We start from the raw sequence: 25,743 nt of genomic DNA, 5'->3' as shown, positions 1-25,743 counted from the left end.
AGCACCGACGGAGCAATCACCTTGCCTCGTCGGTTTCTTTTAGAAAACGCTTCCATAACTCTGCGGTAGTTGTATTGATGATATTCGACTCTGCGTTCATTAGCATGACATAGCCTGCTTTGTGTTTAGGGGAAAAGGCGACATCTGCACGATAGCCCTTAACCCATCCTCCGTGATAATTAAGCTTCGTCCCGTCTATATCGTAAATTCGCCAACCCAATCCGTAATGTGCGCTGTCAATCATGCCGCGCCAGCCTCTTCTATACGTTTCTCGCTTTGTTATTACCCTTTCTGAGGTAACCTCATCTACCATTTGAGGGGAAACAATGGTTGGAAACTCTCCAAGCAACGCTTGAAGATAAATGGTCATGTCAGCGATGCTCGCATTAACGCCTGCGGCGGGAGAAAAACGATAATAATTGCTTTCTACATTTCCTTCGCGCCATTTTGTTCGTGTAATGGCGATATGTGGTTTTGCCCACGACTCAGACGCGAATAGTCCGCCTTTACCCACACTTGCCGTAGCCATGCCCAAAGGAGAAAACAGCTGTGCCTGCATTTGCCTTGAGTATGAGGTGTTGTTTTGGCTAAAGTAGTACTCTAGTGCGCCAAACAGAGCATTTTGGTAGGTATAACATTCGCCTGGTTTACATAAAGGCTCCAGTTCACCTAATGCCTTTAATACTCGCTCTAACGAGTAATCAGCTTCGATTAAATTATCGTAAGCATTAGGCATAAAACCACTAGATTGCCCCACAATATGTTGAAGCTGTAATTCGCTCATTCCTTTGCCCTTGAAAGGAATGTCAGGTACCAAAGCAGAAATGGGCGTGTTCCAAGCAAGCTGGCTCTTTTCAACAAGTTTCGCGGTGAGTAAAGCGGTGAACGTTTTAGACACAGAGGCGAGCCGAAAAACGGTGTCTTTGGTTACCTTTTCGCCGCTTTTCTTAGCTGTTTTGCCATAAACATAAACTCTTGGCGCTTTTCCCTGTTCATAAAACACAAATGCATAGCCTGGCACATTATATTTCGACGCTTCTTTTTTTACGTAATTGGCATATTCATCTAGCCAGTCGGCACCGGCCAGTGGAGTAAATGCAAAGCACGCACCTAACGTAATGCACACCCATGTATTAATAAGGCGACACGTTAATTTGCGTATAGAATTCAACATAAAGTCAGCTCGTTACACCAAGCTTTGGTTTTTGAAAGCGTGGATATTCATCATTATTTTCGCAATATTATGCGGTTAGCGTAACTAATGATCAAATATTGCGGTATTCCTGTCCCCCATCTGCCGTTTTACTGCGAGTGCCGATTTTGTCGCGCGTAGGGTTTAAATGAGCGTTACACTGTCTTGGTGTGTGGCGTTTCTTTCGTGTTATTTGGCTGGTAAACGCATCGGGTAAAGTACCAACTTTACAACAGTGAAGACGGTTCATAATTTTAATTCAGGTGTGCCGTTGTTTAGTCGCTTGGCGAGGGAGCTAAGAACATGTCGAAAGAAACCGCTAAATGTAATGCTAGTTTTTCTAAGGCTCGGCTTAGTCGCGACCCACGTTTTGATGGGTTATTTTTCATAGCGGTAAAAACAACCGGTATTTTTTGTCGTCCCATCTGCCCTGCCCGGCTGCCTAAAGAGGAAAATGTGGAATATTTTCATCATGCTGAAACCGCACTGAAACAAGGCTACAGACCATGCTTTCGATGCCGTCCAGACAGCGCACCTAGCTCTCCCGCATGGTTAGGGGTAGGCGCTACGGTGAACAGAGCACTGTCGTTACTAAGGCAGCTTCCGCTACAAAAAGTAAGTCAAATAGCTCAGCGATTAGGGATCAGCGACCGCTATTTGAGCAAATTGATCGTTAACGCAATAGGAATATCGCCCAAGCAATATCAGGATATGCAGCGGGCATTGTTTGCCAAATCTTTAATTCAACAATCTGAGTTGTCGATGACAGATATCGCGCTTACATCGGGTTATCAGTCACTACGACAGCTGCAGCGTGGTGTAGAAAAGTATTGCGCTACAACGCCCTCCTCGTTGAGAAAGTCTATGGATGTTTCGTCTCAGGGTGTTGTACTTTTCTTATCATACCGTCCTCCATACAACTGGCCATACGTTCGACATTTTCTTTGTCGCAGAGCGATAGTAGGTGTGGAGCGAGTTGCTGAAGACCGTTATGAACGATACTTTACCCTAGGCGAAACCTCAGGCTTCTTTAGCGCTGTGCATAACCCGACAAAACATGGATTTGATGTTTATATTGAGCTGGCTGATTTAACTCAACTTTACGCGGTTATTCAACGCGTAAAGCATGTTCTTGATTTAGAAGCTAACCCGCTTGTTATTGAAGACAGCCTTAGGCAGACAGGTTTACCCGAACAAATGCTAACAAAGGGCTTGAGGCTACCCTCAGCATGGAGCGTATTTGAAAGTGGTTGTCGGGCCATTGTAGGTCAGCAAGTAAGTGTGAAAGCCGCCGTAGGCCAAGCAACATTGCTAGCACATCATCTTGGCAACAAAGTGACTAAAACGGACAAACACGTTTTCTTTCCTTCAGCCGCGAGCGTTGCTAAAAGCAACTTATCATTTCTTGCAATGCCACAGGCAAGGAAAAATGCGCTTCTAGAATTTGCTGAGTTGTTTACGCGTTCACAATGTCATTTTTCAAATACCGATAATAGCCCTGATCACAGCGATATTTTGTCGATAAAGGGGATTGGTCAGTGGACGCTTGACTATGTAAAAATGCGCGGCGAGCGAAACCCCGATGTTTACTTAGCCAACGATCTTATTGTTCGTAAAATAAGTGAAAAATATCCTGTAAATGCAAACGCAGCTGCGCCATGGCGTAGTTATTTAACACTGCAGTTATGGCAATTGAGTGAGTGAAAAATGACTTATAAACAATATATTACAAGCCCTCAAGGTATGGTTGAAGTGTGTGCAAACGAAAAGGGAATAACGGCAATTACGTTTGTTGATAAGAGCGATGTTCAAAAGGAAAGCGGAGAACACATTCAGGGTAATGCTATTACGCAAGAAGGGTGTGACCAGCTTACGGCTTATTTTAATAAGCGCCTTTCTTCATTTGACTTACCGCTTAACGCTACGGGAACCGATTTTCAAAAAAGAGTATGGCAGGCTCTTTTAGAAGTGCCCTATGGTCAAACGGCAAGCTATGCAGACATTGCTACTGCGATTGAAAACCCTAAGAGCGTACGCGCGGTGGGGATGGCAAATGGTCGTAACCCTGTCGCGATAGTAGTACCATGCCACCGTATTATTGGCAGCAATAAAACTCTTACCGGTTATGCGGGTGGGTTAGAGCGCAAACAGTATTTGCTGAACTTAGAAGGAGCCCAAGGAGTACTATGGCTATAAAAGACCTGTTATCGCTATTGATATTAGCGGGTATTTGGGGTGGCTCGTTCATTTTTATGCGTGTTGCGGCGCCTGAATTCGGTATCTATGGGCTTGTGGCATTGCGCACACTCTTGGCCACTGCGGTATTGCTGCCTCTTTTATTGTTGCGTGGCTCGATTAAAGACGTTCGTAATCACTGGTTTGCAATTGCCTTGGTGGGTTTGGCAAATACCGCGGTGCCCTTTGTCTTGTTTAATTACAGCAGTTTACATTTAGAGGCAGGGGTAAACGCTATTTTGAACGCCACCGCCCCAATGTTTGGTGCCGTTGTAGCGTGGCTCTGGTTAGGCGATAAATTGACGAAAATGTCAGTTGCAGGTTTGTTGTTGGGTTTTGCTGGGGTGACTGTAATTAGTCAGCAAAAATTAGGCGAAGGTGAAATTAGCATGCTACCAATTTTAACCGCGCTTTTAGCTACAACGGGCTACGGTATTGCAGCTTGTATGATGAAAAAATGGCTTCAAGGGGTAAAGCCTTTGGTCGTTGCAACAGGCAGCCAAGCGATGGCAAGTATAATGCTTGCGCCGTTTGCCTTAGCAACACTTCCATCAGTTATGCCCAGTGCTAACGCGTGGTTAAATGCTGTAGCATTGGCTGTAGTTGGAACTGGTATTGCCTATATCCTCTATTTTAAGTTAATTGCTGATATTGGGCCGTCTAAAGCTATCACGGTTGCTTATCTCGTGCCTTTGTTTGGCATTATTTGGGGCGTTTTATTTTTGCACGAGCATTTGTCAGTACAAACCATCGCGGGCGGCTTGATGATCCTATGCGGCGTAGCGTTAACAACAGGTGTTTTCAAACTAAAACGTTCAGCGGCGAAGGCAGCTTAAGCACTAGTCTATAAGCTGCATTCGTACCACGTTGCTTCCATCGCGCTTCGCTTGATAGAGCGCATCTTCCGCATGTGCTGTTACTTCTAGCATGGCCCGTGACGAGGCGGTAAACGAAATGCCAATTGAGGCCGTTACTGGGGTCTCAGGGTGGTCAGCTAAAGGTGTGAGTGTAGCGATACCATGTCTAAGGTTTTGTGCAATATCAAATGCAACATGTGGTCCTGTATTAGGAAGGAGTACGATGAATTCCTCACTACTCCAACGTCCTAGCACATCTTTATCACGCAAGCGTTCGGTTAGGTATGTGACCACCTTATCTAAAACGTCATCGCCAGCGTTACGGCCATGTGTATCGACAATATCCGAGATGTCGTCAATACTAATCAGCATAACGCTTAAAGACTTGTGTTCAGAAAGTAGGCTTTTATAAATAAGCTGAAGGTTTTCTTTGTCAGGGAGCTGGTTGGTTTGCCTTACTATTAATTCAGGTTGCATATCTTTTCTGAAGTAATACAACAAATTATAGATAAGCAAGAACAATGAGAACACAACAACCAATAGTGTCACAATGCTAAATATAAATGCCTGAGAAATTTCTGCTTGGCGCTCTTCAAGAGGGCTTAGCAAAAACACTGTCCAGCCGAATTGATTCAGCTTAACTTCGGCAATGAGGAAGTCCTTTTGATTGATGGTAACGAGTTTGTTATTTAATGCCTGCTGGTCTTGAACTGTTGCAGGAAGGCTTGCATACCAAGGTAACTCAGAAAGGTTGGTGAATTCTGAGTATGATGCAATAAGGCTTGCATCTGACGACAGCATGATATCGCCGTTGCCATCAACAAACAAAAAGTCATATCCGTATTTTTGTTTATAAGTGTCAAATACTTCAATAAAGCTTCGAAGGCTTTTCCCAACACCGAAAAAGCCCAAAAACTCACCGTTGTCATCATGAATTTTTATATCAATGTAAAAATGTGTATCTTCCCATTTTCCTATATCTGCAACGGCATCAGCGGGATAGTCTTTAAACTTGAAGTACCAACTGACTTCACCTTCAACTAGGTTGATGATTGTTCTGTCTGAATTGTATTGTTTCCGATCAGACTCTGTTGCAATAAAAAACGATAAACCGAACTCACTTTCAAGGCGATCAAGGGTGTTAAATACTGCCTCGCTATCAATATCCTCACTGCTCATTAAATCAACTAATTCAGTAGAGTGACCTAGTGCCTCAGAGATATGCAAAGGCTTTAGAAGCTGTTCTACAATTAGTGAAATTGCAGGTGAGAGTGATTGCTGTTGCGCGCGGCTTTGTTCGGCAACAATCTTCGAGATGCTGAAGTGAACGAGTGTTACTATGGCGATAACCACTACCGCAAATAACACCAGAATACTTCGATGTAGTGTTCTAAATGTGTTCACAGACTGCGCATGCTCCCTTGCCTGACTGAACCTTACCCATTAATGCAAGTATAACTGTTGAGGTTATTTACTGCTAGGTGGTAGACCTTAACTTTAGACTAAATATCAAAGAAGAGAAATGTCTGTATACATAATCAGTCGCTGACATTCTCTAGTCCCTTAGCTACACTATGCCTCGTTTTCATTCTCTTTGCGAATAAAGGAATTATATGGCTTTTTCAGTGGTTGTTTTGGCGGCGGGTAAAGGTACCCGTATGAAGTCGTCGTTACCAAAGGTGCTACACAAAGTGGGTGGTGTGCCAATGGTGCAGCGTATTATTAATACTGTTAAATCACTCGGTGCAGACCATATCCATTTAATCTATGGTCATGGCGGCGACCAGCTTAAAGCAGCCATTGTTGAGGATAATATTAACTGGTGTTTGCAAGCCCAGCAGTTAGGCACAGGCCATGCCGTCCAGCAAGCTGTTCCGCACATAAAAGACGGCGAAGACGTGCTCGTTCTTGTGGGTGACGCACCACTTATTCGCGAAGAAACATTAGGCGCGTTAAAAGCGACGAAGGAAAGTTGTGACTTAGCATTGCTTACTGTGAATTTAGACGACCCAACGGGCATGGGCCGTATTATTCGTGAAAATGACAATATTACCGCTATCGTAGAGCACAAAGATGCTACTGATGCACAGCGCGAAATTAGAGAAATTAATACCGGTATGATGATGATGTCTGGTGCCGACCTCAAGCGCTGGTTGAGTAAGTTAAGCAACGATAATGCACAAGGTGAGTATTATCTCACTGACGTTATTGCAATGGCGGCGGCCGAAGGCAAGCGAATTCAATCAGCGCAGCCACAGTCGGCGGTAGAGGTGGAAGGCGTTAATAATCGTTTGCAGTTAGCTAACCTTGAACGCGCGCTTCAGCGCCGCCAAGCTGAAGAACTAATGACCAAAGGCGTAACGTTATTGGATCCAGCTCGTTTTGATTTACGCGGTCAGCTTGATACTGGAAACGACGTAATAATCGACGTTAACGTCATCGTTGAAGGTAAAGTTACGCTAGGCAGCAATGTTACCATCGGCGCTAATTGTATTTTACGCAATTGTACTATTGCTGATAACGCAGTGATTGAGGCTAATTCGATTGTAGAGCAAGCCAGTGTGGGTGAAGCGTGCACGGTGGGGCCTTACGCTAGACTGCGCCCGGGCGCTGTAATGCAAAAAAATGCCAAAGTGGGTAACTTTGTAGAAATGAAGAAAGCTACGTTGGGAGAAGGCGCGAAAGCGAACCATTTAACCTACCTTGGCGATGCAGAAGTCGGTGCCAAAGCGAACATCGGTGCAGGCACAATTACCTGTAACTACGACGGTGTGAATAAGTCGAAAACTGTAATCGGCGAAAATGCCTTTATCGGCTCAAATTCGTCGCTTGTTGCGCCAGTCAACATTGGAAAAGGTGCAACAGTGGGCGCAGGCTCTGTAATAACGTCAACCGTTGACGAAGGCGCTCTATCCGTAGCCCGTGGTAAGCAGCGCAATATTCCAAATTGGCCGCGCCCAACTAAAAAATAAAGGCGTTCTCTGGTTGCCAGTTGTGCATCGGTTAGTTTAAGAATAAGGGCCGGCAAATATCAAAAATGATTTGCTGGCCAACGCATTTCTTTTCTTTAAAATAACAACCTAATCGTCACAAACGGCGACGGTAAACCTGCAATATTAACGGTGAGCCTAATAATGTAGGTTCAGTTAAATTAGCTATTCACCCTATCTCACGTCCCTGAATTAATGAACCTTCCATGCTTTCTACTATCTACTAATGCTGATAGTGTGTATTTACTTACTTTAAATGTCATTAAAATAAGGAGCTTCAATGATATCTACACTGCTAGTTGGTTTTGGGTTTTCAGCCACAACTTTTCATTTACCCTTTCTAAACTATCTACCGCAGTTTTCTGTCGATGTGGTTATCTCTTCAAAACCTGATGTGGTTAACGCAGTTTTACCCCATGCTGAAGTGTATAGCTCGTTAGAAGAAGCGCTTAAAATTCACGATGTAGATTTGGTTATTATTACAACGCCGAATCATCTACATGGTATGCAAGCTAAAATAGCCTTAGAGCATAGTTGTCATGTTCTGGTAGAAAAGCCATTCACATTAAATAGCGAAGAAGCTGAAGCGCTGGTTGCCCTTGCGACAACGCAGAAAAAACAGCTTTGTGTTTACCACAATAGGCGCTTTGATGGCGACTTTCTCACAATTAAACAGCTTATCAACAACGGTAGACTTGGTGATATAAAGCGTCTAGAAAGCCGTTTTGACCGATTTCGCCCGGTACCGCGTGACAGATGGCGTGAAAATGCAGGGCCAGGAAGCGGTATCTTTTGGGATTTAGGCCCTCATTTGATTGATCAAGCGCTACAGCTTTTCGGCTTACCAGACGCGGTGTCGGCAAACATACTGACTTTGCGTGAGAAAGGGCAGTCAGACGATACTTTCGATATAACGCTTCACTATAATGACAAGGTGGTAAAGTTAGGAAGTTCTGCCTTTCAGGCTGGCTCAACCTTGCGCTACGATTTGCAGGGGACAAGAGGCAGCTTTAGAAAGTTCTATTTAGATCCACAAGAAGACCAGCTGCGTGCAAGCCTTTCTCTTGACGATGCCAGCTGGGGACTAACCCATGAACGGGAGCACGGAGTGCTAACTGTTGCTAACGAAACCGGTGAGCTGGTAGAGGAAACGATAGAAACGCAAAAAGGTGAATATCTAACGTTTTTCAATCGTCTAGCACACGCTATTGAAGACGGTAAATTCTCGCCGGCTGATGCAAGTACTGTAGTACCGGTGATTAGGGTGATAGAGCGAGCGGTACAAGCGAGCGAACAAAAGAAAACGCTGACGCTTATTTAAACCGTTACCTTGAAAAATATTTCAATTTAACTTACGATTCTTTCACTTTAAAACTTTGTGCTTTCGTTTTGAAAGTTACAGGGTCTTATACAGAGAGTTATACACTAAGAGTAGTAAGTAATCGTGAATGGTTGCTTACCACGTAACTCATGAGCAAGCTTTAACGCTAATACGAAGGATAAACAACGTGTTTGTGAAGGCATTGGAGTTGTATTGAAAAGTAGTAAATCTGTAGAGCAGCGTCGCCAGCAAATAGTGGCGTGGGTGAAAGAGCATGGTCAATCACAAGTTGAAGATTTGGCCGTGCGTTTTGCTACATCTGAAGTCACCATAAGGAAAGACTTAGCCGCTCTTTCACAGCAAGGTTTACTTATTCGCCAGTTTGGTGGTGCAGTACCTGTACCATCGACAAGCGTAAATGCTGAACTTTCTCAAGTTACCACTAACGATGGCATGACTCATTTGGCCATTAGCCCAGCGGCAAATGCTATAGGTAAACGCGCAGCAAGCCTTGTCAAACCGGGCTGTAAATTAGTGATAGACTGCGGGTCTACCACTGCATCAATTTTGCCTCATTTATCACATATCGATGATTTAGTGGTAATGACCAACACGCTATCGACAGCCAATTACCTTACCCAGAGCGATAAAGAGCCAACTGTGTTAATGGTAGGTGGTACATGGGACGCGCAATCTCAGTCGTTTCAGGGCGCCATGGCTGAACAGTTAGTTAGTGCTTATAGTTTTGACATTGCATTTATTGGTGCTGCGGGCATAGATGTAAATAGAGGTACGACTACCTTCAATGAGCTTATTGGTGTAACCCGCGCAATGGCTGCGGCTGCCAGTAAAGTGGTTATAGTAGCCAGTTCTAAGAAATTAACGCATAAAATGCCTAACCTAGAGCTGAGCTGGAAAAACATTTCTGTTTTGATCACTGATGAAGGCATTAGTGAACAAGACAAACTTAATATTGAAAATCAAGGCGTGACCGTGCTTATTGCATCGCCGAGCGGAGAATAATTATGTGTGGAATTGTTGGCGCTGTTGCTGAGCGTAACGTGGTAGAAATTCTTCTAGAAGGGTTAAAAAGGTTAGAGTATCGCGGCTATGATTCAGCTGGTGTTGCGCTGTTGCAAAACGATGGCACGCTTACTCGCATTCGCCGTACTGGTAAAGTTCAGGCGCTGGCTGATGCGGTAGCAGAAGGAGAAGCACTTGGCACGACAGGTATTGCCCATACCCGTTGGGCAACGCACGGTGGGGTGACAGAAGCGAACGCACACCCTCATTTCTCAACTGATCGTGTTGCTGTAGTGCACAACGGCATTATTGAAAACTACGTCAGCTTAAAAGCGCAGCTAAAAGAGCAAGGCTACACCTTTACTAGCGACACAGACACTGAAACCATTGCTCACACAGTGCATGAAGAACTAAAGTCGGGCAAAGCCTTGCTAGATGCAGTACAAAGCGCGGTCAAAACTTTTCACGGTGCTTATGGCACCGTCATCATGGATAAAGAAGATCCAAGCCGCGTAGTGGTTGCACGCTCGGGCAGCCCGCTAGTTATAGGCCTAGGGCTTGGCGAAAACTTTATTGCGTCAGACCAGATGGCACTTCTGCCGGTTACCCGTCGTTTTATTTTTCTCGAAGAAGGCGATGTGGCAGAGATAACTCGTCGCGAAGTTAGAATATTTGACAAAGACGGTAACGCTATTGAGCGTGAAGTGATTGAGTCAAATGTAGAGCACGATGCGGGTGACAAAGCGGGTTATCGCCACTACATGCTTAAAGAAATTCACGAGCAGCCAACCGTTGTGCGTAATGCGCTTAAAGATCGTATTGACGAAAACGGTCTTACCGCTGATGTATTTGGTAAAGGTGCTGATGACATATTCAAAAAAGTACAGCATGTACAAATCATTGCCTGTGGGACTAGCTACCACGCAGGTATGACGGCACGCTACTGGCTAGAGCAGTATGCTAATGTGTCATGCAACGTAGAAATTGCATCAGAGTTTCGTTACCGTAAATCGGTAGTGCACCCAAACAGCCTACTCATTACCATTTCTCAATCAGGTGAAACAGCCGATACGCTAGCCGCACTTCGCTTGGCAAAAGAGTTGGGGTATATGTCTAGTTTAACCATTTGTAATGTTCAGGGCTCGTCATTGGTTCGCGAATCAGATCTGGCATTTATGACCCGCGCTGGCGCGGAAATTGGCGTAGCGTCGACCAAAGCCTTTACCACACAGCTCGCGGCTTTCCTCATGCTAACCCTCGCATTGGGCAAAGAAAACGGTATGGCCGAGGCCGACAGCAAAGCCATCGTTTCTGCGCTTCACAGCTTACCGGCAAAGCTTGAAGAAACCTTAGCGATTACAGGCGGTATTGAAGATTTAGCGGAAGAGTTTGCCGATAAGCACCACAGCTTGTTCCTAGGCCGTGGTGACCAATACCCTATCGCCATGGAAGGGGCGCTTAAGCTAAAAGAAATTTCTTACATTCATGCCGAAGCCTATGCGTCGGGTGAATTGAAGCACGGCCCATTAGCGCTGATCGACGATGAAATGCCTGTAATTGTGGTTGCACCAAATAACGAACTGCTCGAAAAGCTAAAGTCGAACGTTGAAGAAGTGCGCGCACGTGGCGGTATTATGTACGTGTTTGCCGATAAAGATGCCGCCTTTGCAGGGGACGAGACCATGCGCGTTATCGACGTACCGCACTGCGACGAGCCAATTGCACCTATCATTTATACCTTGCCGCTACAGCTATTGAGCTACTATGTGGCGTTAATTAAAGGTACGGACGTTGACCAGCCTAGAAACTTGGCAAAGTCGGTAACGGTGGAGTAGGCGAATTTGGCTTTATCTGCGTCATTAAAGACTACCGTAAAATACGTAACGACCATACCTTCAGTTATGGCAACAAGTTCTATTTAATAGATGCACCGCGCAAGCACTCCATTGCCAATCAGAAAATCGAGATAAGGAACACGAGTAAAAAAGGGTTTACCGCTCACTTCGCTGGCCGCAAACTCAAGATCTCTGAAGTTAATGAACCAAGCAAACTCGCATCAGAGGACTTGGCAGTACAGAAGAAACTTGAAGTATTAGCGTTAATCGAAAAACTCGGAAGCTTCAGCGCTGCATCACGCCAAAGTGGCGTATCACGAGATACAATTCACCGGCACTTAAGACTAGTTAAGCAAGGTGGCCCTGAAGCATTAAAACGCCAAGAAGCACCTAATCTACGGCACAAAAACTGTGTGGATAAGGCAATAGAAGACGCCGTTATGCAATTCTCCATTGAACACCCTCACCTTGGTCAGCAGAAAGTCGCGATGAAGCTCTGTGAAGCCTTAGGTGTTGATATTAGCGCGGGCGGTGTGCGTAGCATGTGGCTAAGAAACAATATGAATACCACCGCATTGCGAGTCGAAAAATCTAATGCTTTAGCTGAATCGGCATAAAAGATAGCCAGTTTAGCAACTGGCTTATATGCTATTTACGACAAAGTCGCTCGGTAATTAGACAATTAGACCGACATAATCCCTTGGTAATCACACTAGTACACCTTACATGTTCGCTTTTATGTGAACGCAATAAGAACCCGACGTGCTCGAAAGAACACGTCGATAAGTTATAGAGGTTTAATCAATCTACGCGTAGGATTTTTTCTTTAAGCGAAGGCAGCTTGGCTTTAGCGTCTGCTATCGCTTTATTCAGTGGAGTCATGATGGCCTTTCTGGCGTTACGATTTTCTTTTCGATAAGTGAATCCTTTCCTCATCCACTTCAATGTCAACACTATAAATATGAAGATGAAGATATTTTCTATGACCAACATATTATTGGAGGCCCAAACAAAGAACGCATTCTCTCTTACAGCACCCATTGCCTCGTTGTTGACGGTTTGTGCAGTATGGATAAATTTCGTGAATAATGTAGACCAACCCCAGTGCAAACCACCAAATACCAACAATTTCACCAACCACTTACCAAGCGAAGAACGACCCTTGTAGTTTTCAAAAGACGAAGTGCTAAGCTCTCTATCTTTCGTTAAGTTATAGGCATATTCAATGTTCATCGTAGGGTTATCGAGTAAAGCTTTAGATTGCGCGAACATGAACCAATCCCCCTCATCTAATAATCCTGTCATTTTTTCTGGGAAGGTGTGCTCTTCAAGCCGACCATCGGCCAATCTGACCAGAACAGACCCTTCAATCTTAGACGTCTTTGTCCTTCTCTCGCTACGTTTTTCTTCTGTCTTATCACCCACGTAAACACCATATTTATAAACCTCATAGGTAGTAAAAGTGGATGTCACATTGGTTATGTCATTTACATTCGCAAAGGTGTCACGACTTAGCACTCTCCCGAACATGAAAGATACTTTGACGTCAGCTTCATTGCTTTTCAGCATGGCGTACTTGTGCGTATACCTATCAATATAGTTCAGGGGCATGACTTCCTTAAGAATGCCTTCCTCTATAGCTATAACACTGTTTGATGGTTTGTCATCTTGTTGATTCTGCTTGGCGCCACATTTGGGGCAGAATAATGCGTCGTTTGGTATACGTTGTTCGCACCCGCCACAAATAACGTCGCTGGGCTCAGGTTGTCTAATTGACAAATGAAAGCCAAGCGTATTCTTCGAAACCTTTATTAGTTTGGCTACTGCGGTCTTAATTGACTCAAAAGCCCGCTCTCTCTTATTGTAGTCATTGTGCTGCAATAAAGCCTCGATAACGAATACAAGTGCGCCAACACCAAAAGACACGAGTAGCCCTATCTTATTAAAATCGAACTGATAAGCGGAAAAGATTGCAGAAATTGCAAATGCAGGCAAAAACAAAAATATTTTTTTCTTTGCTTTTGGAGTGTAAGCATCATTTATAAACGATGATTGACCATCATCCTTATGGATGATCACTGCGCCCGGAGTTCTATCGTTCATTACAATACGGTCAGCATCTGCACCTTGGATATCGTGAGTCAGGCTTAAACCTGATATCCAAAAACAGGAGAGGACCGCGCCTTTTTTCAGATTCTGAAATTGGGGCTTTTCAGCGCTTAGGCTAAAAGAAGAATCTTTGCCATCTTTATCAACAAACTCAACCCACCAAAAGCTCTCCGTAAGGTTGCTGTTACTGGAGTGATAAACACGTTTATAAAGATAGGTCGACGTAACGCGGCCAGTTACCACCCGTGCGTTCGGATAGTGTTTTCGTAATTCTTTAATAGCTGTACGGTCTACTTCATCAACATTTTTGAGTGTGGGGAGGTCAGTGATTTCCCTTCCTGTAGAAGTACAAAAAAGATCGCCCACATAGGCTTGTTGAACAGCATCTTGCATTTAGAGTCTCCATTTCTAATGTTTAAATTGTATAACTCAACAACTAATTTTATCGAATACAACATATCTCTCGATGGTTTAAGCGAATAGAAAAGTGACTTTTAAAAGAAAGTCACTAGCATTGGTGGATAGAATGCAAATTATCTTCGGTATTTTTAGCGTAGCACTGTTGTTTAGGGCTCAAGACTACTTGAATTAGAAATGAATGAAAAAGCTTTATTTATCAGATTTGAAGCATGTCTTTCATAGACGTTGTGGCAAATAGTTTGAGAGAGTTAACGGTTCGAGGGAGTGTAAGAACTTCCCCCCATGCCATCGTACTAAGATGTAGATTTGTTGCGTTTATTCATCACAGACAAACCGATAAATGATAAGACTGATATTGTGAGGGCGTAACAGGCCATATGAAATATCAAAGGGTGAACTTCTTCGTGAAGACCTGCTTTCGATGCCATAAATGCGATTAAAGCGGTCATGCCGACTGCACCAGCATCACGAGCGAGAATGGCCAAAAGTCTGCGCTGTGAGCTTCCAACGATGGCTAACACTGAAAATCGAAAAATTAGATAAACTACCAGGTACGTAAAAATAAGCTCGGTAAATATTAACTCCACATGAAATTTGATGAATTCGTTTCAGTGGCTCTATTAACATCCGCATCAGAGGTTTAGGTATCGACAACTACATCTTTTATAGCTCTTTCAGCAGTTTTCACAAGGCACTCTTGTTCAATTTCGCTTACCAAGGTCAAATGAATCGACTGTTTATCCAATTCGATGATATTAATAAGCTAGGGGCCTCAGTTGCAGTTCTGCAGGATGGAGAGATTATATTTTCAAAAGGTTATGGTAGTGCAAACCTAGAATACGATATACCCGTTACGCCAGAAACTATGTTTCACGTTGCATCCGTATCTAAGCAATTCACCGTATTCGCCTTTCCTTACTGGCTGAAGAAGGCAAGTTAAATTTCGGTGACGACAAACAGCAATATTTGGTCTGTTATTGCTACCTTTTAGCTTTTTTTATCAGGGCTTTATTATCGGAGGGTTAATGGTAGTATCTATTGGCTACGGATTATCCCTAGTAACTAGAATGGGCGACCAATATTCAATTTGGTAGTAGTAGATAATAAGACCCATAACACGAATATGGACTGCATATTAGGACTACTAGTCGAACACTACTCACGCACGATCTTGCTGTTGTAACAAAACGTTAAGGTTCTAAAAGGAAGAAGAACTTATGAATTATCATCGCTTAATACTTTTAATCGCACTAATCACTTTTACCACAGGATACTCTGCCGGGAATAAACAGAAGGGAAGCGATTCAGCTAGCGTGACTGAGAAAAGTAGAAGCATGAAAAAAGTCTTTGGAATTATGATCAAGCAATATCTGAGTGCTATTGGGTGTAAGAGACGATCATCGAAGCAATTTGTTAGCCAGCTTAAAGATAACTCGAGTGAATCAGATAAATATGTATCTGAGCACTGGAAAGTAAAAGCCTGTGATAAGACTCATAACCTGAAGATAGACTTTTATAAAGATGGCAATAGAGTTGAAGTCGCACAATACTTACGTAAGGTTAAATCATGAGAGATTGTTATCGATTAACAATATCATTAGTCTTTGCTTCCCTAATCACAGCATGCGGCGGTGGAGGAGGTGATAGCGATCCGGGACAACCCTCAGGGCCTTCAACACCACCCGATCCCGCCAGGGTTCCTCCGACGCTGGTTTATACAGTAAACAAAACTGCTGTCTTTGAAGGTGAAGAGATAGTTTTTGACATGAGCGACTCAACGAGTGGCTCTAGTGGTAGTCGTGAAATTCTAATAGAACAAGTATCTGGTACGCCGGCTACCAGGCTAAGTGATATTAATTCTGAAGCATTTAGGTATTTAGCTCCAGAATATGACCAGGATATTGAGGAGAATTTACGATTCCAGTTGACGGTCAGAAATGGCAATCAAGATACGGATAGTGAACTAGTTGAGATACTTGTAAAAGGCGTATCAGGAGCGGGTACTGCCGTTGCACAATATACCCCTGCTATCGATCTAATCGTCGGTAATGGCAACAGCGTTAATGGCTTGGGTGGTGGTTTGAATGCGCAATATGTAATAGGTGCACAAACAATCAATGATGGAACAACTGACAGTGTTCAACTCCAAGCATTTGGCATCACAGATACTAATCAGTTTTCTGACTTTGAAGACAATACAACCATAACCTTTGGTGAGACGTATCCATCAATCACTTATCTTGAGACAGAAGCGTTGGCGTTCACGTTGTTAAACACTTTTGTTGATGAAATCGCAGTGTTATCCGAAACAGCAAATAAATACTGGTGGGTGACGAAAAAAGACATCAACCAAACAGGCACTCAAGCAGGTGAATTCAGTGCTGATGATAGTATCGATATAGATGCACCATGTTTTTCAAGAGGTCGCACTTCTACAGGTATCAATTTTATCTGGGTTGGCCAGAGGGACATTGGCTTTTCAACAGTTGAATTAGAACCTATTGAAGGAGACGGTAGGGTAGTTGGGTTTAACGATACTGTCGTTCCACAATTACAAAACGGACGATCGCTGTGCTTCCTGTACCCGACAGAATTAGCCGAATCATTGGTTGAAGACGATCCCTTTACTCCCAGAATTCCAGATCTAATCGGAATAGACTATAACTCTGCAGAGATTGTCTTGATCGCTGATACTGATTTAGATGGTACCTATGAGGAGATTGACTCTTTCAACTTCATCGAAAATCAACCTGCGAATATGAAAATCCTTGATGTCATTCCTGTTGGGACTCCATCTCAGGTTCCAAGGTCTCTGTTTGTGCTACTTACCGATGGAGAACATATTGGTAATCATGCACTTGTACAATTGAACCAGGAAGAGTCAACTGGCGAGATACATCTTGTTCCATACACCTGGACTGAGGGCGTTCCAGTTGCATTACTGCATGGTAACTTTGGCGGAGTGGAAGTACTTAATCAGTATATTGAGGATCTGGTTGTTGTGAGACAGACATCAGGCACATCACTGTTCTTCGATAACATTACTGATAGGGCTAGCAACACAACTGCAATTGACATCTTTGCTGATCCTGTAGAGTTCGAATTAGATGCAGGTGCCGGCTCAGCAGTGAAAGTATGGGGAGCGAACAATGCTGCTGAGGCTATTCTAGTTTCATATCCAGACACAGGAATTATAAAACTCTATAACCTTACTGAAATATATGAACGATTGTATAACTACTGAGTAAAAGAAGTATAAACGCCATAGGCAAGACATAGTGTCAGCTGAATTTAAATCGGGTTTTTACATATATTGAATGTGTGTTCTGAAAATAGCACGAAATGAGTAGTCGTTAATCGCTGAGGTTTGCACGGGTTCGAAAACCGGTGGGGCACGACAAGTATTGGTGGTAATCGGCAAGTCTAGGGTGCTGTTGTCCATGTCACGTTGGATCAGTCCGGTTTTTTCAAGGTATTGCGCTATCCGATGGCTGATGGTGTTGATAAGACCCTCCATGTCAGAGTGACTCGGTGCTTTAACACGTTTGAATTTAGTTTGACCTCGCTCTTCTTTGATGACGCCTTCTAGAAATAGCATATGGAAGTGTATGTTGAGATTCAGTGCACTACCAAATCTTTGTATATAAGTCACCGCCCCCGTTTTAACCTACTTCTTCAAGTAACCAGCGCGATGAATTATATCAGTGGAAATCGTGCGATGAATGATTTGCATGACTTTCCTTAATTGTTTGGGATATCCGGCGAGTAACAACCTTAGTGGAATAGGTAAACTCAACACCCACTGACGTATGGGATAGCCGTTAAGGACGGCGTCAACCAGTAATTTCGCACTCTCTGTCATCCGTCTTGCACCGCAACTTGGGTAGAAACCTCTCTTTTTGCAACTGAATGCAACCAATTTTTCATACTTGCAGTCTTCACATACTAGGCGTAAAAAGCCGTGTTCAAGGCGATCGCACTTAAGAAATTCTTCAAACTCTTTTTCTACGTGCTTTGGCAGCAACTTCCCTTTGTGTGAAAGCTGCTCCAGAAATTCAGGATAGTGATGTTCGACTAATTGATACAGCAATGTCTGCTCTGGCCGATGTCGTTTATAGGTATGAGAGTGATCTTCTAGCAATGGTGTCCTTACCAAATTTTGGCACATCAGTGTGCAGGTGCTCTTGTGTTAGTCTACTGACCTTGGAGATGGAAATTTATTGTGAAGGTCCGGAATACGTCTTGAGTGCTGCCTGTCGGTTTTGTAACTTTTTTATGCACAAATAAGTTTCGAACTTTATTGGCATACTTTCTTTGGATAACCACTTTGATGGGTTATAAATTTCAATATTTATTGTCACACTAAGCTTCTGTTTGCTATGTGAGAATCGAAATGCGGGAGTGAAAAAGTTTCAAACTTTGATGTCCTTCCACATGTGCTGCCAGAGCCTATTAAATTGGGTTTGAACAAAATTATATTTAGTGTGTAATCTTACATACCGCTATGTATTTTTAGCTATTTGAATTAAAGGGACTTATCTTGAAAAAATCGCTGATCTTTATTTTGTTGTTCGGCTTGCTGTTGAGTCGGTTAAGCTTCGCGCAAAAAATACTTACCGACACAGAGACTTTTGACCACCGAGATTGTTTTTCAGGCCCTTTTGCTGAATATGATTCTTGGTTGTCCATCATAACCAAGAGTGTTCAGCGAAAAGCAAAAACAGATGAAGAGTTAGCGCGACGCTTAGCAGCATTCAAAGAGAATTTTACCCGAGAAAGTTTTGACCATTATAAAGAATCGATTGAGTGTAGCGTTTTCAAATACCCGGTAGGCAACCTCACAGTATCTGGTTACGTGATGAAACCTAAAGGCCAAACAGACGTGCCAGTCCTGATATATAACAGAGGTGGCAATGGCCGTTATGGAGCAGTGGTATTTGGCGCTATGGTGGCCAATCTTTTTCCTATGGCCGAACAAGGCTTCGCTATTATCGGTAGCCAATATCGGGGCGCGTTTGATAAAGAGGTGGTGAAAGGAAAATATGACGAATTTGGCGGTTCTGATGTGTTGGACGTGGTCAAACTGGCAAAGTATATACCGTATATTAAAGATGCAAACCCTCTCAAGGTTGGTATGTACGGTTCGAGTAGAGGTGGTATGCAAACCTTTTTAGCCATGCAAAAAATGCCTGAGGTAAACGCTGTTGCTTCTATTGCGGGCGCATCGGATCTGTTACGAGAATTAGAATTCAGGCAATCGATGGAAAATGTCTACAAAGTTAGAATACCAAATTATGACGTTGATAAAGAAGCTGAACTAGAAAAACGTTCGGTGGTTAAATGGGTAGATGAATTAGATAAAAGCGTACCAATACTGATTCAACACGGTGATAGGGATGAACGTGTGTCAGTTGAAAATGCTAAGTGGCTTGCTAATGCTTTAGAAAAATCAGAGCATCCTCATAGACTTAGTATTTACAAGAATGAAGGACATGGCTGGAGCCCTAAAACTAAACCTACCGCTATGAAAGAATTAGCCGACTGGTTTCATCAACACCTATAGACTTTATCGTCACGATTTTGTGGGTAATTTTTAGCTGATATACGGGAGCTTCAATATCGTTCCCGTACGAATTTGGCCTGTAAGGCGCGCCTTCGTTTTACTTTTCAAACTTCTCGTAAATATACGTTGGCGCTTCGCAGTCTGATAGAAAGTAAGGGTAATCTTGGGCGTTGTACTGTGAATAACGTTAGAGAAATAGCGGCGAGAGCTCTTGAATGATGGCCCTAATTCAACTTTTCGAAAAAGGGCCGTGGCGTTTAGTCAACGCGTTTTAGCTCAATTTTAAAGAATCCCGCATCTTGAACCAAGGTATCTTCATCCTTAATGGCCCATGCTTCTTCTGAGCCGCCGTCTTCGCTCTTAAATACCAGATACTGTTTACCTGCAGATTCACGAACAAAGATTTCGTCGAAGGTTTCGCGACTTCCATCCGCTTCAATGTAGTCAGTGCCAATTTCAAGCCTACGGTCTTCAGAGTTGCCAAAAAGGTCGTCCAAACCCGTATTAGACTTTGCTTCGTAGGTTCCTTCATATCCGTGACCACCGCACGCTGTTAGTAGGCCTAAAAATGCGATAAGCGATAGTGATTTTAGAATTTTATTCATAATGAAATCCCTTTGATGGTTGTTGGCAGGGGACGCTACTGAAGGTCCGAATACTGCTGGATTAAAAACGTTGCTATTGTTGGTATGGCGTTATACGAAATAGACGATAAAAAATTAAACTAACTTTTTGATGATTGCAATGTAAAACTTTTACCTACGTTGTCTCCATCGTATCCAAAAAGAGTGATTGAAACTGCGCTAAATATCGTAAAACGTCTGCAAAGAAAACTATCGTCATCGTTCTACAATCGAACGCATAGACAACGAAACTCGCTTGTTAATTTTGTTTTTATCCATACATGTGAATGAGCATCCGTCGTTTCTTGAGGAATTATGACTATACCGTACTCTTTACTAGATTTAGCCCCAATAGCTGAAGGTTTTGATGTTGCAGATGCGCTCGAAAACTCGAGAAAAATGGCTATTCAAGCCGAGGCCAGTGGCTATCAACGTGTATGGTTGGCAGAGCATCACGGAATGCATGGGGTTGCCAGTTCGGCCACGGCAGTAGTGCTTGCTCATATTGGACATGCTACTTCGCATATTAAGATTGGTGCAGGCGGTATCATGCTGCCAAACCACGCTCCGCTGGTTATTGCCGAACAGTTTGGTACGCTAGCGGCACTCTTTCCTGAAAGAGTAGAGCTGGGGCTTGGTCGAGCTCCAGGTACAGACATGGCAACCGCAAGAGCATTGCGAAGGAATTTACAAAGTAACGTCGATAGCTATCCAGAAGATATCAAAGCGCTCCAACAATATTTCGGCGATCCTGAGCCGGGGCAGCCGGTCATTGCAGTGCCAGGCGCCAAAAGTAATGTTCCTTTGTGGCTTCTCGGCTCCAGTTTATACAGCGCTCAAGTTTCTGCCCAGTTAGGGTTGCCTTTTGCTTTTGCGTCGCATTTTGCGCCAGAGCAGCTTTTTGATGCTCTTCATGTATATCGCAGTATGTTTGTTCCATCACAACAACTTGCCTCTCCTCGTACTATGGCAGGAGTGATGGCGGTAGTCGCTGACACTGATGCCGACGCTGAGTTTTTATTTACCTCGGTAAAGCAGCAGTTTTTGAACATGCGAAAAGGGTTAAATAAACCTTTTGCTAAACCTATGAAAAACCTTGCCGATATATGTAATTCAGCAGATGAAGCGTTATTGTCAAATGTGTTGCGATACGCATTAGTCGGTTCAAAAGATACGGTCAAATCCAAACTTGCTTCTTTTATTCAGGCGACAGAGGTCGATGAAATCATAGTATCTATGCCTATTTACGATATTCGCGATAGATTAAAAAGCGTAGAGATGTTTGCTGATATTGTTACATCATCTTAGACAAAAGTAGAAAGTTCTACTGGGCATCTACGCATAATAACCTTATGATGTATATGGAGATATAAAAACAGGTTAGTTTTAGCAGGATAAGACATGGCAAAGGCGTGCTTCTTAGTTTTTTTATTTGTGGTGGGAAATTTTACGGCGTTGGCAAAAGAGCCTGTGACCGTCGCAATTATTGAAACGCTGCCTGTGTCAATTGTTACCGATTCGCGAGAGGCATTCGAACAAGAACTCACCCGAATAATGCCTAATCATGAAATAACCTTTCAGTTATATAATGCGCAGGGGTCTGAAGCGCAAGCTATTGATATATTGGATCAGATGGCGCAGCAGCCTATGCCCGACCTTATACTCTCAGTAGCTACGCTTGCTACACGTGCGCTAAACGCATCCGATGCGTTTTTGGATGTACCCAAACTTTTTATGGCAGTTGCTGCACCCGTAGAGGAAGGGATAGTTAGCGAATATGGAGAGGTTAGCGCACGCAATATCACGGGTGAGTCTCATGTGCTCGACGCAAAAGTTAAGCTTGATATGCTAGATGGATTGTTGAGAACGTCTTCATCTGGAACGCCGCTTAGAATTGGCCTGCTTCATTCCACTTATCCCTCTTCAACCATAGCTGTGCGTCAGTTAATGGCGATTGAAGATCAATATGCCAATATAGAGCTTATTGATATCAGCACGCCGTACTTAGAGGGAGACGGTAGTCTAGAAAAAATGACTGACGGCATTGTAAGCGCGTTGAAATCGCAGGCGCATCAATTAGACGGGTATTGGTTATCAACCGGCCCTTTAGTCGAGTCTAGTAGGCTTATTTCACGGGTGAGACGTGAAACAGGTCTTCTACCATTGTTCGCAGAAAAAATTTCAACGGTAAAAGACGGTGCTTTACTAGGCGTAGTGTCGGCGCCAAAAAGTATTGGAAAGTCGGCAGCACGAAAAGCGAAACGCATTCTCTTACAACAGGAGGTCGGCGATATCCCGGTTGTAAAAATGGACACCTATACTGTGGCAGTAAATGTATCTACTGCCATTGCGCTTCAACTGCCGATACCGTCAAACTACCTTAAGTTAGCTAAAAATCACGTTTATCAATAAGGCATTACACACAGCTTTTATGCGGATCAAATCAAAACTCTTAGCTATTTATATCCCTATTTTGTTTGTCGGAATGGCGCTCACAGGCTATTGGGCTTATTTAACCGCTTATGAATCGGTGCGTGAGCGCGAGTATCAGCTGCTAACACAAACACTCACCTTAAATGTATTAGAGATCATCATTGAAAGACGTGAGCTTCTCATTGACGCTGGTTTAGAGAATGTTCCTGTTTTTTTAACTGCCTACCAAAAAGAAGTGTTTGAGGAACTGAATGGACTGCAAAAGGCCACTTCACGACATTTTATTATCAGTAGCACTATAGATAACAGTGTTATTTTTAGCACCTTAGACAGTGCTGTTGAACCCTCAATCGAACATGCGCAGTTTGCAGAGGTTTCGAGTCATAGAGTGGCTTTTGGTGAATCGAGTATTAATGACGATGATGTAGTTTTTGCTTGTTCAGAATTCTCGCCGTGGAATTGGAAAGTGACCGTCATCCAGCCAGCTGACTCACTTCAATCGTCACTATCGACTATCGCGTGGTTGACCTTTTTAGTGACAGTGGTTGCAGGTGCAACGGTGAGTTTAATTATGGGGCGAGTGGCGCAAGTATTGGTTGTATCTCCCATTGAGAAAATCAAGTCGGCGGCTAGCCGTATTGCCGTAGACCACAAAAAGGTAGACATTGCGCTGTCACAAAATGACGAGCTAGGCGGTTTAGCGCGTGATGTAGAAGTCATGTCGGGTGAGATAGAGCAGTATGTTGCGCAAGCGCAACAAGCCAACAGAGCGAAAACCGACTTTTTAGCAGTGATGAGTCATGAAATTCGCACACCATTAAACGGTATTCAGGGCCTAGCTAGCTTACTGCTTGAAACACCACTTAATGAGAAGCAACATCAATATGCGAGAGATCTGAAGTCTTCCGCTTCTATACTTGCAACGGTGATTAACGATGTACTCGACTTGTCAAAAATTGAGTCAGGCATGTCGGAAGTGGATGTGACTGAATTTGATTTAGACATCATGCTTCAAGACTTAATTACGCTGCTTGGAACTAACGCAAGCGCAAACAATACGCGTTTGGTGTATAAGAGCAAAAACCTAGCGTCAGTACTGGTCACCAGCGATATTACCAAGCTACGCCAGATAGTTATCAACCTAGTAAGCAATGCAATTAAATTTACGCACAAAGGCACGGTAACCGTTAGCGCAAAGCTGAAAACATTACCTACTGAGCAAGTGACTGAAAATCTGCTGGTTATTTCTGTAAAAGATACGGGTATTGGTATTGAGCCCGACAGGCTGGAACATATTTTTGATAAATTCACACAGTCAGACTCTTCTATTACTCGCAAGTACGGTGGTACAGGGCTAGGGCTTGCGATTGCCAAACAGCTCGCAACGCTTCTAAATGGCGATATTAAAGTGTTGAGTAAAGTGGGTGAAGGCTCGTGTTTTACGATAACCGCAAAAGTGCAATCGCGAGTAACCCCTAACATATCGCACGATCACAATGAGAACGACACTGACAAGCGCGCAGAATTACCGTCCGGTTTAAACGTACTGCTCGCTGAAGACAATGCAATAAACGCAGTGGTTGCGCAGGCGTTGTTAGAGCAATTACAGTGTAATGTTGAGCACGTTGATAATGGGTTGAAAGCCGTTGCTCGTGTAGAGGAAGGCGGTATTGACGTTGTGTTTATGGATGTTCATATGCCGGTAATGGATGGTATAGAAGCAACAAAGCGCATTAGAAGGCTGGAAGACAAAGGGGAGCAAACGCCTATAATAGGGCTTACTGCCGAAGCATTTAAAGAGCGACATGTGGCGTTTAAGCAGGCAGGCATGAGCGATATCGTTACCAAACCAGTAACGGTAGAGGCGTTGAGAGACAGTTTAGTTAAGCTTCTAGCACAAAGTGACTAAATGATAACGTGATTGAAATCGGCGCATAGCAGTATCAGTACCCTTCACCTTATCACAGTGCAGTAGAGCCTATGTGACGTTGGCCCTACGGGTATTAGATGGTCACTATTACCTTAAGGTTTAATACATGGAACTAGAGAGTGGAAGTGATTTAGTTAGGCTGCGGATTGCCTTGGTCATAGGGGCGGGGCTTGTGCTCAGTTTTATGGCGGTCGACTTATTCTTACTGCCACCTAATATGTATCATTTGTATCTGTTCGACCGACTTTTTCTTCAAATATCGATTATTTTAATTACGATAGCAGTGTCTTTTTGGGGAAAATTCTTAAAGCATCGGGCTTTGGTGTTCGCTATTTTATTGGTGGCGTTATCCTACTCGAATTATTGGCTGATACTGCGATGTTGGCAAGCGTATCAGTTTTCGTTTCCTTATGAAGGAACTATCTTATATGCCTTCTACTGTGTGTTTGTCTTAGGTGTTCCATTTAAACTCGCTTTTGCTGCGAATATCGTCAATATCGCTGGCTTTTTAGCACTAATGATAGTTGCCCCTGTTTATGGTGACCGGGTGCTAATTTCCGCATCTTTCGTTGTTGGCTCGCTGTTTATTTGTGTGTATGCAAGGTACCGACTAGACAGAAGTGTAGCGCTGCTCAAAGAGAGCAACGATCGGCTATTCAAGCTGAGCAAGTTCGATCCACTCACAGACCTTCTCAATCGGCGTGCGTTGCGCAATCAAAGTGAAAAGCTGTTAGCGGTAAGTATGAGACATAAGGTGTCATTGGCTGTGCTGATGTTAGATCTTGACGACTTTAAAAAATTCAATGATTGCTTTGGTCATCAGCAAGGTGATGAAGCCATCAAGATGCAAGCAAAAATCATGAAAAGCGTATTTAAACGCGAAACTGATATCACTGGGCGTTACGGCGGTGAGGAGTTTATTGTGGTGTTGAGTGATATTGATAAAGCGCAAGTAAATTCACACTGCGAGCAACTGCTTACGTTATGGCAAGAGGCCAAGGTAAAACATGCTCCAAAGGCCAAACATTCACTTATGAGCTGTTCTATTGGTGCTGTGTTTATGCAGCAGGTCGAAAATATTACCATCGATGCCCTGATAGACAAGGCTGATCAAGCTTTATACAAAGCAAAGGAAAATGGAAAAGCGTGTTTTGTACTTACCGAATTGTAGCGCGACGACATCCTGCGTCGCGCTGAGGTTTACTTATTGAA

General features: G+C 43.5%; 22 protein-coding genes and 1 pseudogene. 16 read left to right on the top strand and 7 right to left on the bottom strand.

Annotation, left to right across the window (positions count from 1 at the left end; genetic code table 11):
* Nucleotides 1-16: 16 nt before the first annotated feature.
* Nucleotides 17-1,174 (bottom strand): serine hydrolase, encoded by a 1,158-nt coding sequence (locus BK026_RS13835; protein ID WP_071816390.1) that lies wholly within the window; start codon nucleotides 1,172-1,174, stop codon nucleotides 17-19.
* Between the two features lie 321 nt (nucleotides 1,175-1,495).
* On the opposite strand from BK026_RS13835, the gene BK026_RS13830 reads away from it, so the two are divergent.
* The 3 genes from BK026_RS13830 to BK026_RS13820 are packed head-to-tail and all read left to right on the top strand — an operon-like array spanning nucleotide 1,496 to nucleotide 4,263.
* On the top strand, nucleotides 1,496-2,896 hold the full coding sequence (locus BK026_RS13830) for a DNA-3-methyladenine glycosylase 2 family protein (protein ID WP_071816389.1): 1,401 nt from the start codon (nucleotides 1,496-1,498) through the stop codon (nucleotides 2,894-2,896).
* A 3-nt stretch (nucleotides 2,897-2,899) separates the two neighbouring features.
* Nucleotides 2,900-3,388 carry a methylated-DNA--[protein]-cysteine S-methyltransferase gene (locus BK026_RS13825; protein ID WP_071816388.1) on the top strand — a complete coding sequence of 163 codons (489 nt, stop codon included), beginning with the start codon at nucleotides 2,900-2,902 and terminating at the stop codon, nucleotides 3,386-3,388.
* Nucleotides 3,379-4,263 (top strand): DMT family transporter, encoded by an 885-nt coding sequence (locus BK026_RS13820; RefSeq protein WP_071816387.1) that lies wholly within the window; start codon nucleotides 3,379-3,381, stop codon nucleotides 4,261-4,263. The genes BK026_RS13825 and BK026_RS13820 overlap by 10 nt, the downstream gene beginning before the upstream one ends.
* 3 nt (nucleotides 4,264-4,266) lie before the next feature.
* Here BK026_RS13820 and BK026_RS13815 read toward each other — a convergent pair whose 3' ends face one another.
* Nucleotides 4,267-5,688: a sensor domain-containing diguanylate cyclase gene (locus tag BK026_RS13815; RefSeq protein ID WP_071816386.1), complete on the bottom strand. Its 1,422-nt coding sequence runs from the start codon at nucleotides 5,686-5,688 to the stop codon at nucleotides 4,267-4,269.
* 209 nt (nucleotides 5,689-5,897) lie between these two features.
* Between BK026_RS13815 and glmU the strand changes: the two genes are divergently transcribed.
* The 5 genes and pseudogenes from glmU to BK026_RS13790 form a co-directional block, all read left to right on the top strand.
* The gene (glmU, locus tag BK026_RS13810; RefSeq protein WP_071816385.1) at nucleotides 5,898-7,256 is read left to right on the top strand and encodes a bifunctional UDP-N-acetylglucosamine diphosphorylase/glucosamine-1-phosphate N-acetyltransferase GlmU; all 1,359 of its coding nucleotides are present in this window, start codon (nucleotides 5,898-5,900) and stop codon (nucleotides 7,254-7,256) included.
* 298 nt (nucleotides 7,257-7,554) lie between these two features.
* Complete coding sequence (locus BK026_RS13805) at nucleotides 7,555-8,595, top strand: Gfo/Idh/MocA family oxidoreductase (protein ID WP_071816384.1); 1,041 nt, start codon at nucleotides 7,555-7,557, stop codon at nucleotides 8,593-8,595.
* Between the two features lie 213 nt (nucleotides 8,596-8,808).
* Nucleotides 8,809-9,618 (top strand): DeoR/GlpR family DNA-binding transcription regulator, encoded by an 810-nt coding sequence (locus BK026_RS13800; RefSeq protein WP_071816383.1) that lies wholly within the window; start codon nucleotides 8,809-8,811, stop codon nucleotides 9,616-9,618.
* A gap of 2 nt (nucleotides 9,619-9,620) precedes the next feature.
* Nucleotides 9,621-11,453: a glutamine--fructose-6-phosphate transaminase (isomerizing) gene (gene glmS, locus BK026_RS13795; protein WP_071816382.1), complete on the top strand. Its 1,833-nt coding sequence runs from the start codon at nucleotides 9,621-9,623 to the stop codon at nucleotides 11,451-11,453.
* Between the two features lie 14 nt (nucleotides 11,454-11,467).
* A pseudogene (locus BK026_RS13790) lies at nucleotides 11,468-12,070 on the top strand (helix-turn-helix domain-containing protein); the annotation flags it as partial.
* Nucleotides 12,071-12,254: 184 nt separating this feature from the next.
* Here BK026_RS13790 and BK026_RS13785 read toward each other — a convergent pair.
* Entirely contained in the window at nucleotides 12,255-13,955 is a 1,701-nt protein-coding gene (locus BK026_RS13785; protein WP_071816381.1) for a zinc ribbon domain-containing protein, read from the bottom strand.
* Between the two features lie 320 nt (nucleotides 13,956-14,275).
* A complete protein-coding gene (locus tag BK026_RS13780; RefSeq protein ID WP_143142129.1) occupies nucleotides 14,276-14,503 on the bottom strand; it encodes a hypothetical protein in 228 nt (75 codons plus the stop codon).
* 203 nt (nucleotides 14,504-14,706) lie between these two features.
* Between BK026_RS13780 and BK026_RS13775 the strand changes: the two genes are divergently transcribed.
* The 3 genes from BK026_RS13775 to BK026_RS13765 all read left to right on the top strand — a co-directional run bounded on the left by BK026_RS13775 (nucleotide 14,707) and on the right by BK026_RS13765 (nucleotide 17,226).
* Nucleotides 14,707-14,922, top strand: coding sequence for a serine hydrolase (locus BK026_RS13775; protein ID WP_256253816.1), 216 nt, complete (start codon nucleotides 14,707-14,709; stop codon nucleotides 14,920-14,922).
* Nucleotides 14,923-15,199: 277 nt separating this feature from the next.
* Complete coding sequence (locus BK026_RS13770) at nucleotides 15,200-15,553, top strand: hypothetical protein (protein WP_071816379.1); 354 nt, start codon at nucleotides 15,200-15,202, stop codon at nucleotides 15,551-15,553.
* Entirely contained in the window at nucleotides 15,550-17,226 is a 1,677-nt protein-coding gene (locus tag BK026_RS13765; protein ID WP_071816378.1) for a hypothetical protein, read from the top strand. The genes BK026_RS13770 and BK026_RS13765 overlap by 4 nt, the downstream gene beginning before the upstream one ends.
* Before the next feature lie 60 nt (nucleotides 17,227-17,286).
* Here BK026_RS13765 and BK026_RS19840 read toward each other — a convergent pair whose 3' ends face one another.
* Nucleotides 17,287-17,634 (bottom strand): transposase, encoded by a 348-nt coding sequence (locus BK026_RS19840; protein ID WP_256253815.1) that lies wholly within the window; start codon nucleotides 17,632-17,634, stop codon nucleotides 17,287-17,289.
* A 15-nt stretch (nucleotides 17,635-17,649) separates the two neighbouring features.
* The gene (locus tag BK026_RS19835) at nucleotides 17,650-18,123 is read right to left on the bottom strand and encodes a transposase zinc-binding domain-containing protein (RefSeq protein WP_256253814.1); all 474 of its coding nucleotides are present in this window, start codon (nucleotides 18,121-18,123) and stop codon (nucleotides 17,650-17,652) included.
* A 399-nt stretch (nucleotides 18,124-18,522) separates the two neighbouring features.
* Here BK026_RS19835 and BK026_RS13755 point away from each other — a divergent pair, with 399 nt between their 5' ends.
* Nucleotides 18,523-19,545, top strand: a complete 1,023-nt coding sequence (locus BK026_RS13755; protein WP_071816377.1) for a S9 family peptidase — start codon at nucleotides 18,523-18,525, stop codon at nucleotides 19,543-19,545.
* A gap of 257 nt (nucleotides 19,546-19,802) precedes the next feature.
* Here BK026_RS13755 and BK026_RS13750 read toward each other — a convergent pair whose 3' ends face one another.
* The gene (locus tag BK026_RS13750; protein WP_071816376.1) at nucleotides 19,803-20,150 is read right to left on the bottom strand and encodes a hypothetical protein; all 348 of its coding nucleotides are present in this window, start codon (nucleotides 20,148-20,150) and stop codon (nucleotides 19,803-19,805) included.
* Nucleotides 20,151-20,483: 333 nt separating this feature from the next.
* On the opposite strand from BK026_RS13750, the gene BK026_RS13745 reads away from it, so the two are divergent.
* The 4 genes from BK026_RS13745 to BK026_RS13730 all read left to right on the top strand — a co-directional run bounded on the left by BK026_RS13745 (nucleotide 20,484) and on the right by BK026_RS13730 (nucleotide 25,702).
* Nucleotides 20,484-21,476: an LLM class flavin-dependent oxidoreductase gene (locus BK026_RS13745; protein WP_071816375.1), complete on the top strand. Its 993-nt coding sequence runs from the start codon at nucleotides 20,484-20,486 to the stop codon at nucleotides 21,474-21,476.
* Between the two features lie 93 nt (nucleotides 21,477-21,569).
* Nucleotides 21,570-22,580, top strand: coding sequence for an ABC transporter substrate-binding protein (locus BK026_RS13740; RefSeq protein ID WP_071816374.1), 1,011 nt, complete (start codon nucleotides 21,570-21,572; stop codon nucleotides 22,578-22,580).
* A gap of 19 nt (nucleotides 22,581-22,599) precedes the next feature.
* The gene (locus tag BK026_RS13735) at nucleotides 22,600-24,510 is read left to right on the top strand and encodes an ATP-binding protein (protein WP_071816373.1); all 1,911 of its coding nucleotides are present in this window, start codon (nucleotides 22,600-22,602) and stop codon (nucleotides 24,508-24,510) included.
* Between the two features lie 127 nt (nucleotides 24,511-24,637).
* Nucleotides 24,638-25,702: a GGDEF domain-containing protein gene (locus BK026_RS13730; RefSeq protein WP_071816372.1), complete on the top strand. Its 1,065-nt coding sequence runs from the start codon at nucleotides 24,638-24,640 to the stop codon at nucleotides 25,700-25,702.
* The last annotated feature ends 41 nt before the right edge of the window (nucleotides 25,703-25,743 follow it).

The sequence above is a fragment of the Alteromonas sp. V450 genome (assembly GCF_001885075.1).
Lineage (GTDB): Bacteria > Pseudomonadota > Gammaproteobacteria > Enterobacterales > Alteromonadaceae > Alteromonas.
This window is presented reverse-complemented; position numbering and strand designations above follow the sequence as displayed.

Excerpts from the sequence above, each read along its gene's own strand:
- BK026_RS13765 (WP_071816378.1), top strand. The coding sequence starts at position 15,550 with ATGAGAGATTGTTATCGATTAACAATATCATTAGTCTTTGCTTCCCTA.
- BK026_RS13730 (WP_071816372.1), top strand. The coding sequence starts at position 24,638 with ATGGAACTAGAGAGTGGAAGTGATTTAGTTAGGCTGCGGATTGCCTTG.
- BK026_RS13745 (WP_071816375.1), top strand. The coding sequence starts at position 20,484 with ATGACTATACCGTACTCTTTACTAGATTTAGCCCCAATAGCTGAAGGT.
- glmS (WP_071816382.1), top strand. The coding sequence starts at position 9,621 with ATGTGTGGAATTGTTGGCGCTGTTGCTGAGCGTAACGTGGTAGAAATT.
- BK026_RS13825 (WP_071816388.1), top strand. The coding sequence starts at position 2,900 with ATGACTTATAAACAATATATTACAAGCCCTCAAGGTATGGTTGAAGTG.
- BK026_RS13820 (WP_071816387.1), top strand. The coding sequence starts at position 3,379 with ATGGCTATAAAAGACCTGTTATCGCTATTGATATTAGCGGGTATTTGG.
- BK026_RS13805 (WP_071816384.1), top strand. The coding sequence starts at position 7,555 with ATGATATCTACACTGCTAGTTGGTTTTGGGTTTTCAGCCACAACTTTT.
- glmU (WP_071816385.1), top strand. The coding sequence starts at position 5,898 with ATGGCTTTTTCAGTGGTTGTTTTGGCGGCGGGTAAAGGTACCCGTATG.
- BK026_RS13750 (WP_071816376.1), bottom strand. The coding sequence starts at position 20,150 with ATGAATAAAATTCTAAAATCACTATCGCTTATCGCATTTTTAGGCCTA.
- BK026_RS13735 (WP_071816373.1), top strand. The coding sequence starts at position 22,600 with ATGCGGATCAAATCAAAACTCTTAGCTATTTATATCCCTATTTTGTTT.
- BK026_RS13785 (WP_071816381.1), bottom strand. The coding sequence starts at position 13,955 with ATGCAAGATGCTGTTCAACAAGCCTATGTGGGCGATCTTTTTTGTACT.
- BK026_RS13835 (WP_071816390.1), bottom strand. The coding sequence starts at position 1,174 with ATGTTGAATTCTATACGCAAATTAACGTGTCGCCTTATTAATACATGG.
- BK026_RS13740 (WP_071816374.1), top strand. The coding sequence starts at position 21,570 with ATGGCAAAGGCGTGCTTCTTAGTTTTTTTATTTGTGGTGGGAAATTTT.
- BK026_RS13770 (WP_071816379.1), top strand. The coding sequence starts at position 15,200 with ATGAATTATCATCGCTTAATACTTTTAATCGCACTAATCACTTTTACC.
- BK026_RS13830 (WP_071816389.1), top strand. The coding sequence starts at position 1,496 with ATGTCGAAAGAAACCGCTAAATGTAATGCTAGTTTTTCTAAGGCTCGG.
- BK026_RS13775 (WP_256253816.1), top strand. The coding sequence starts at position 14,707 with ATGAATCGACTGTTTATCCAATTCGATGATATTAATAAGCTAGGGGCC.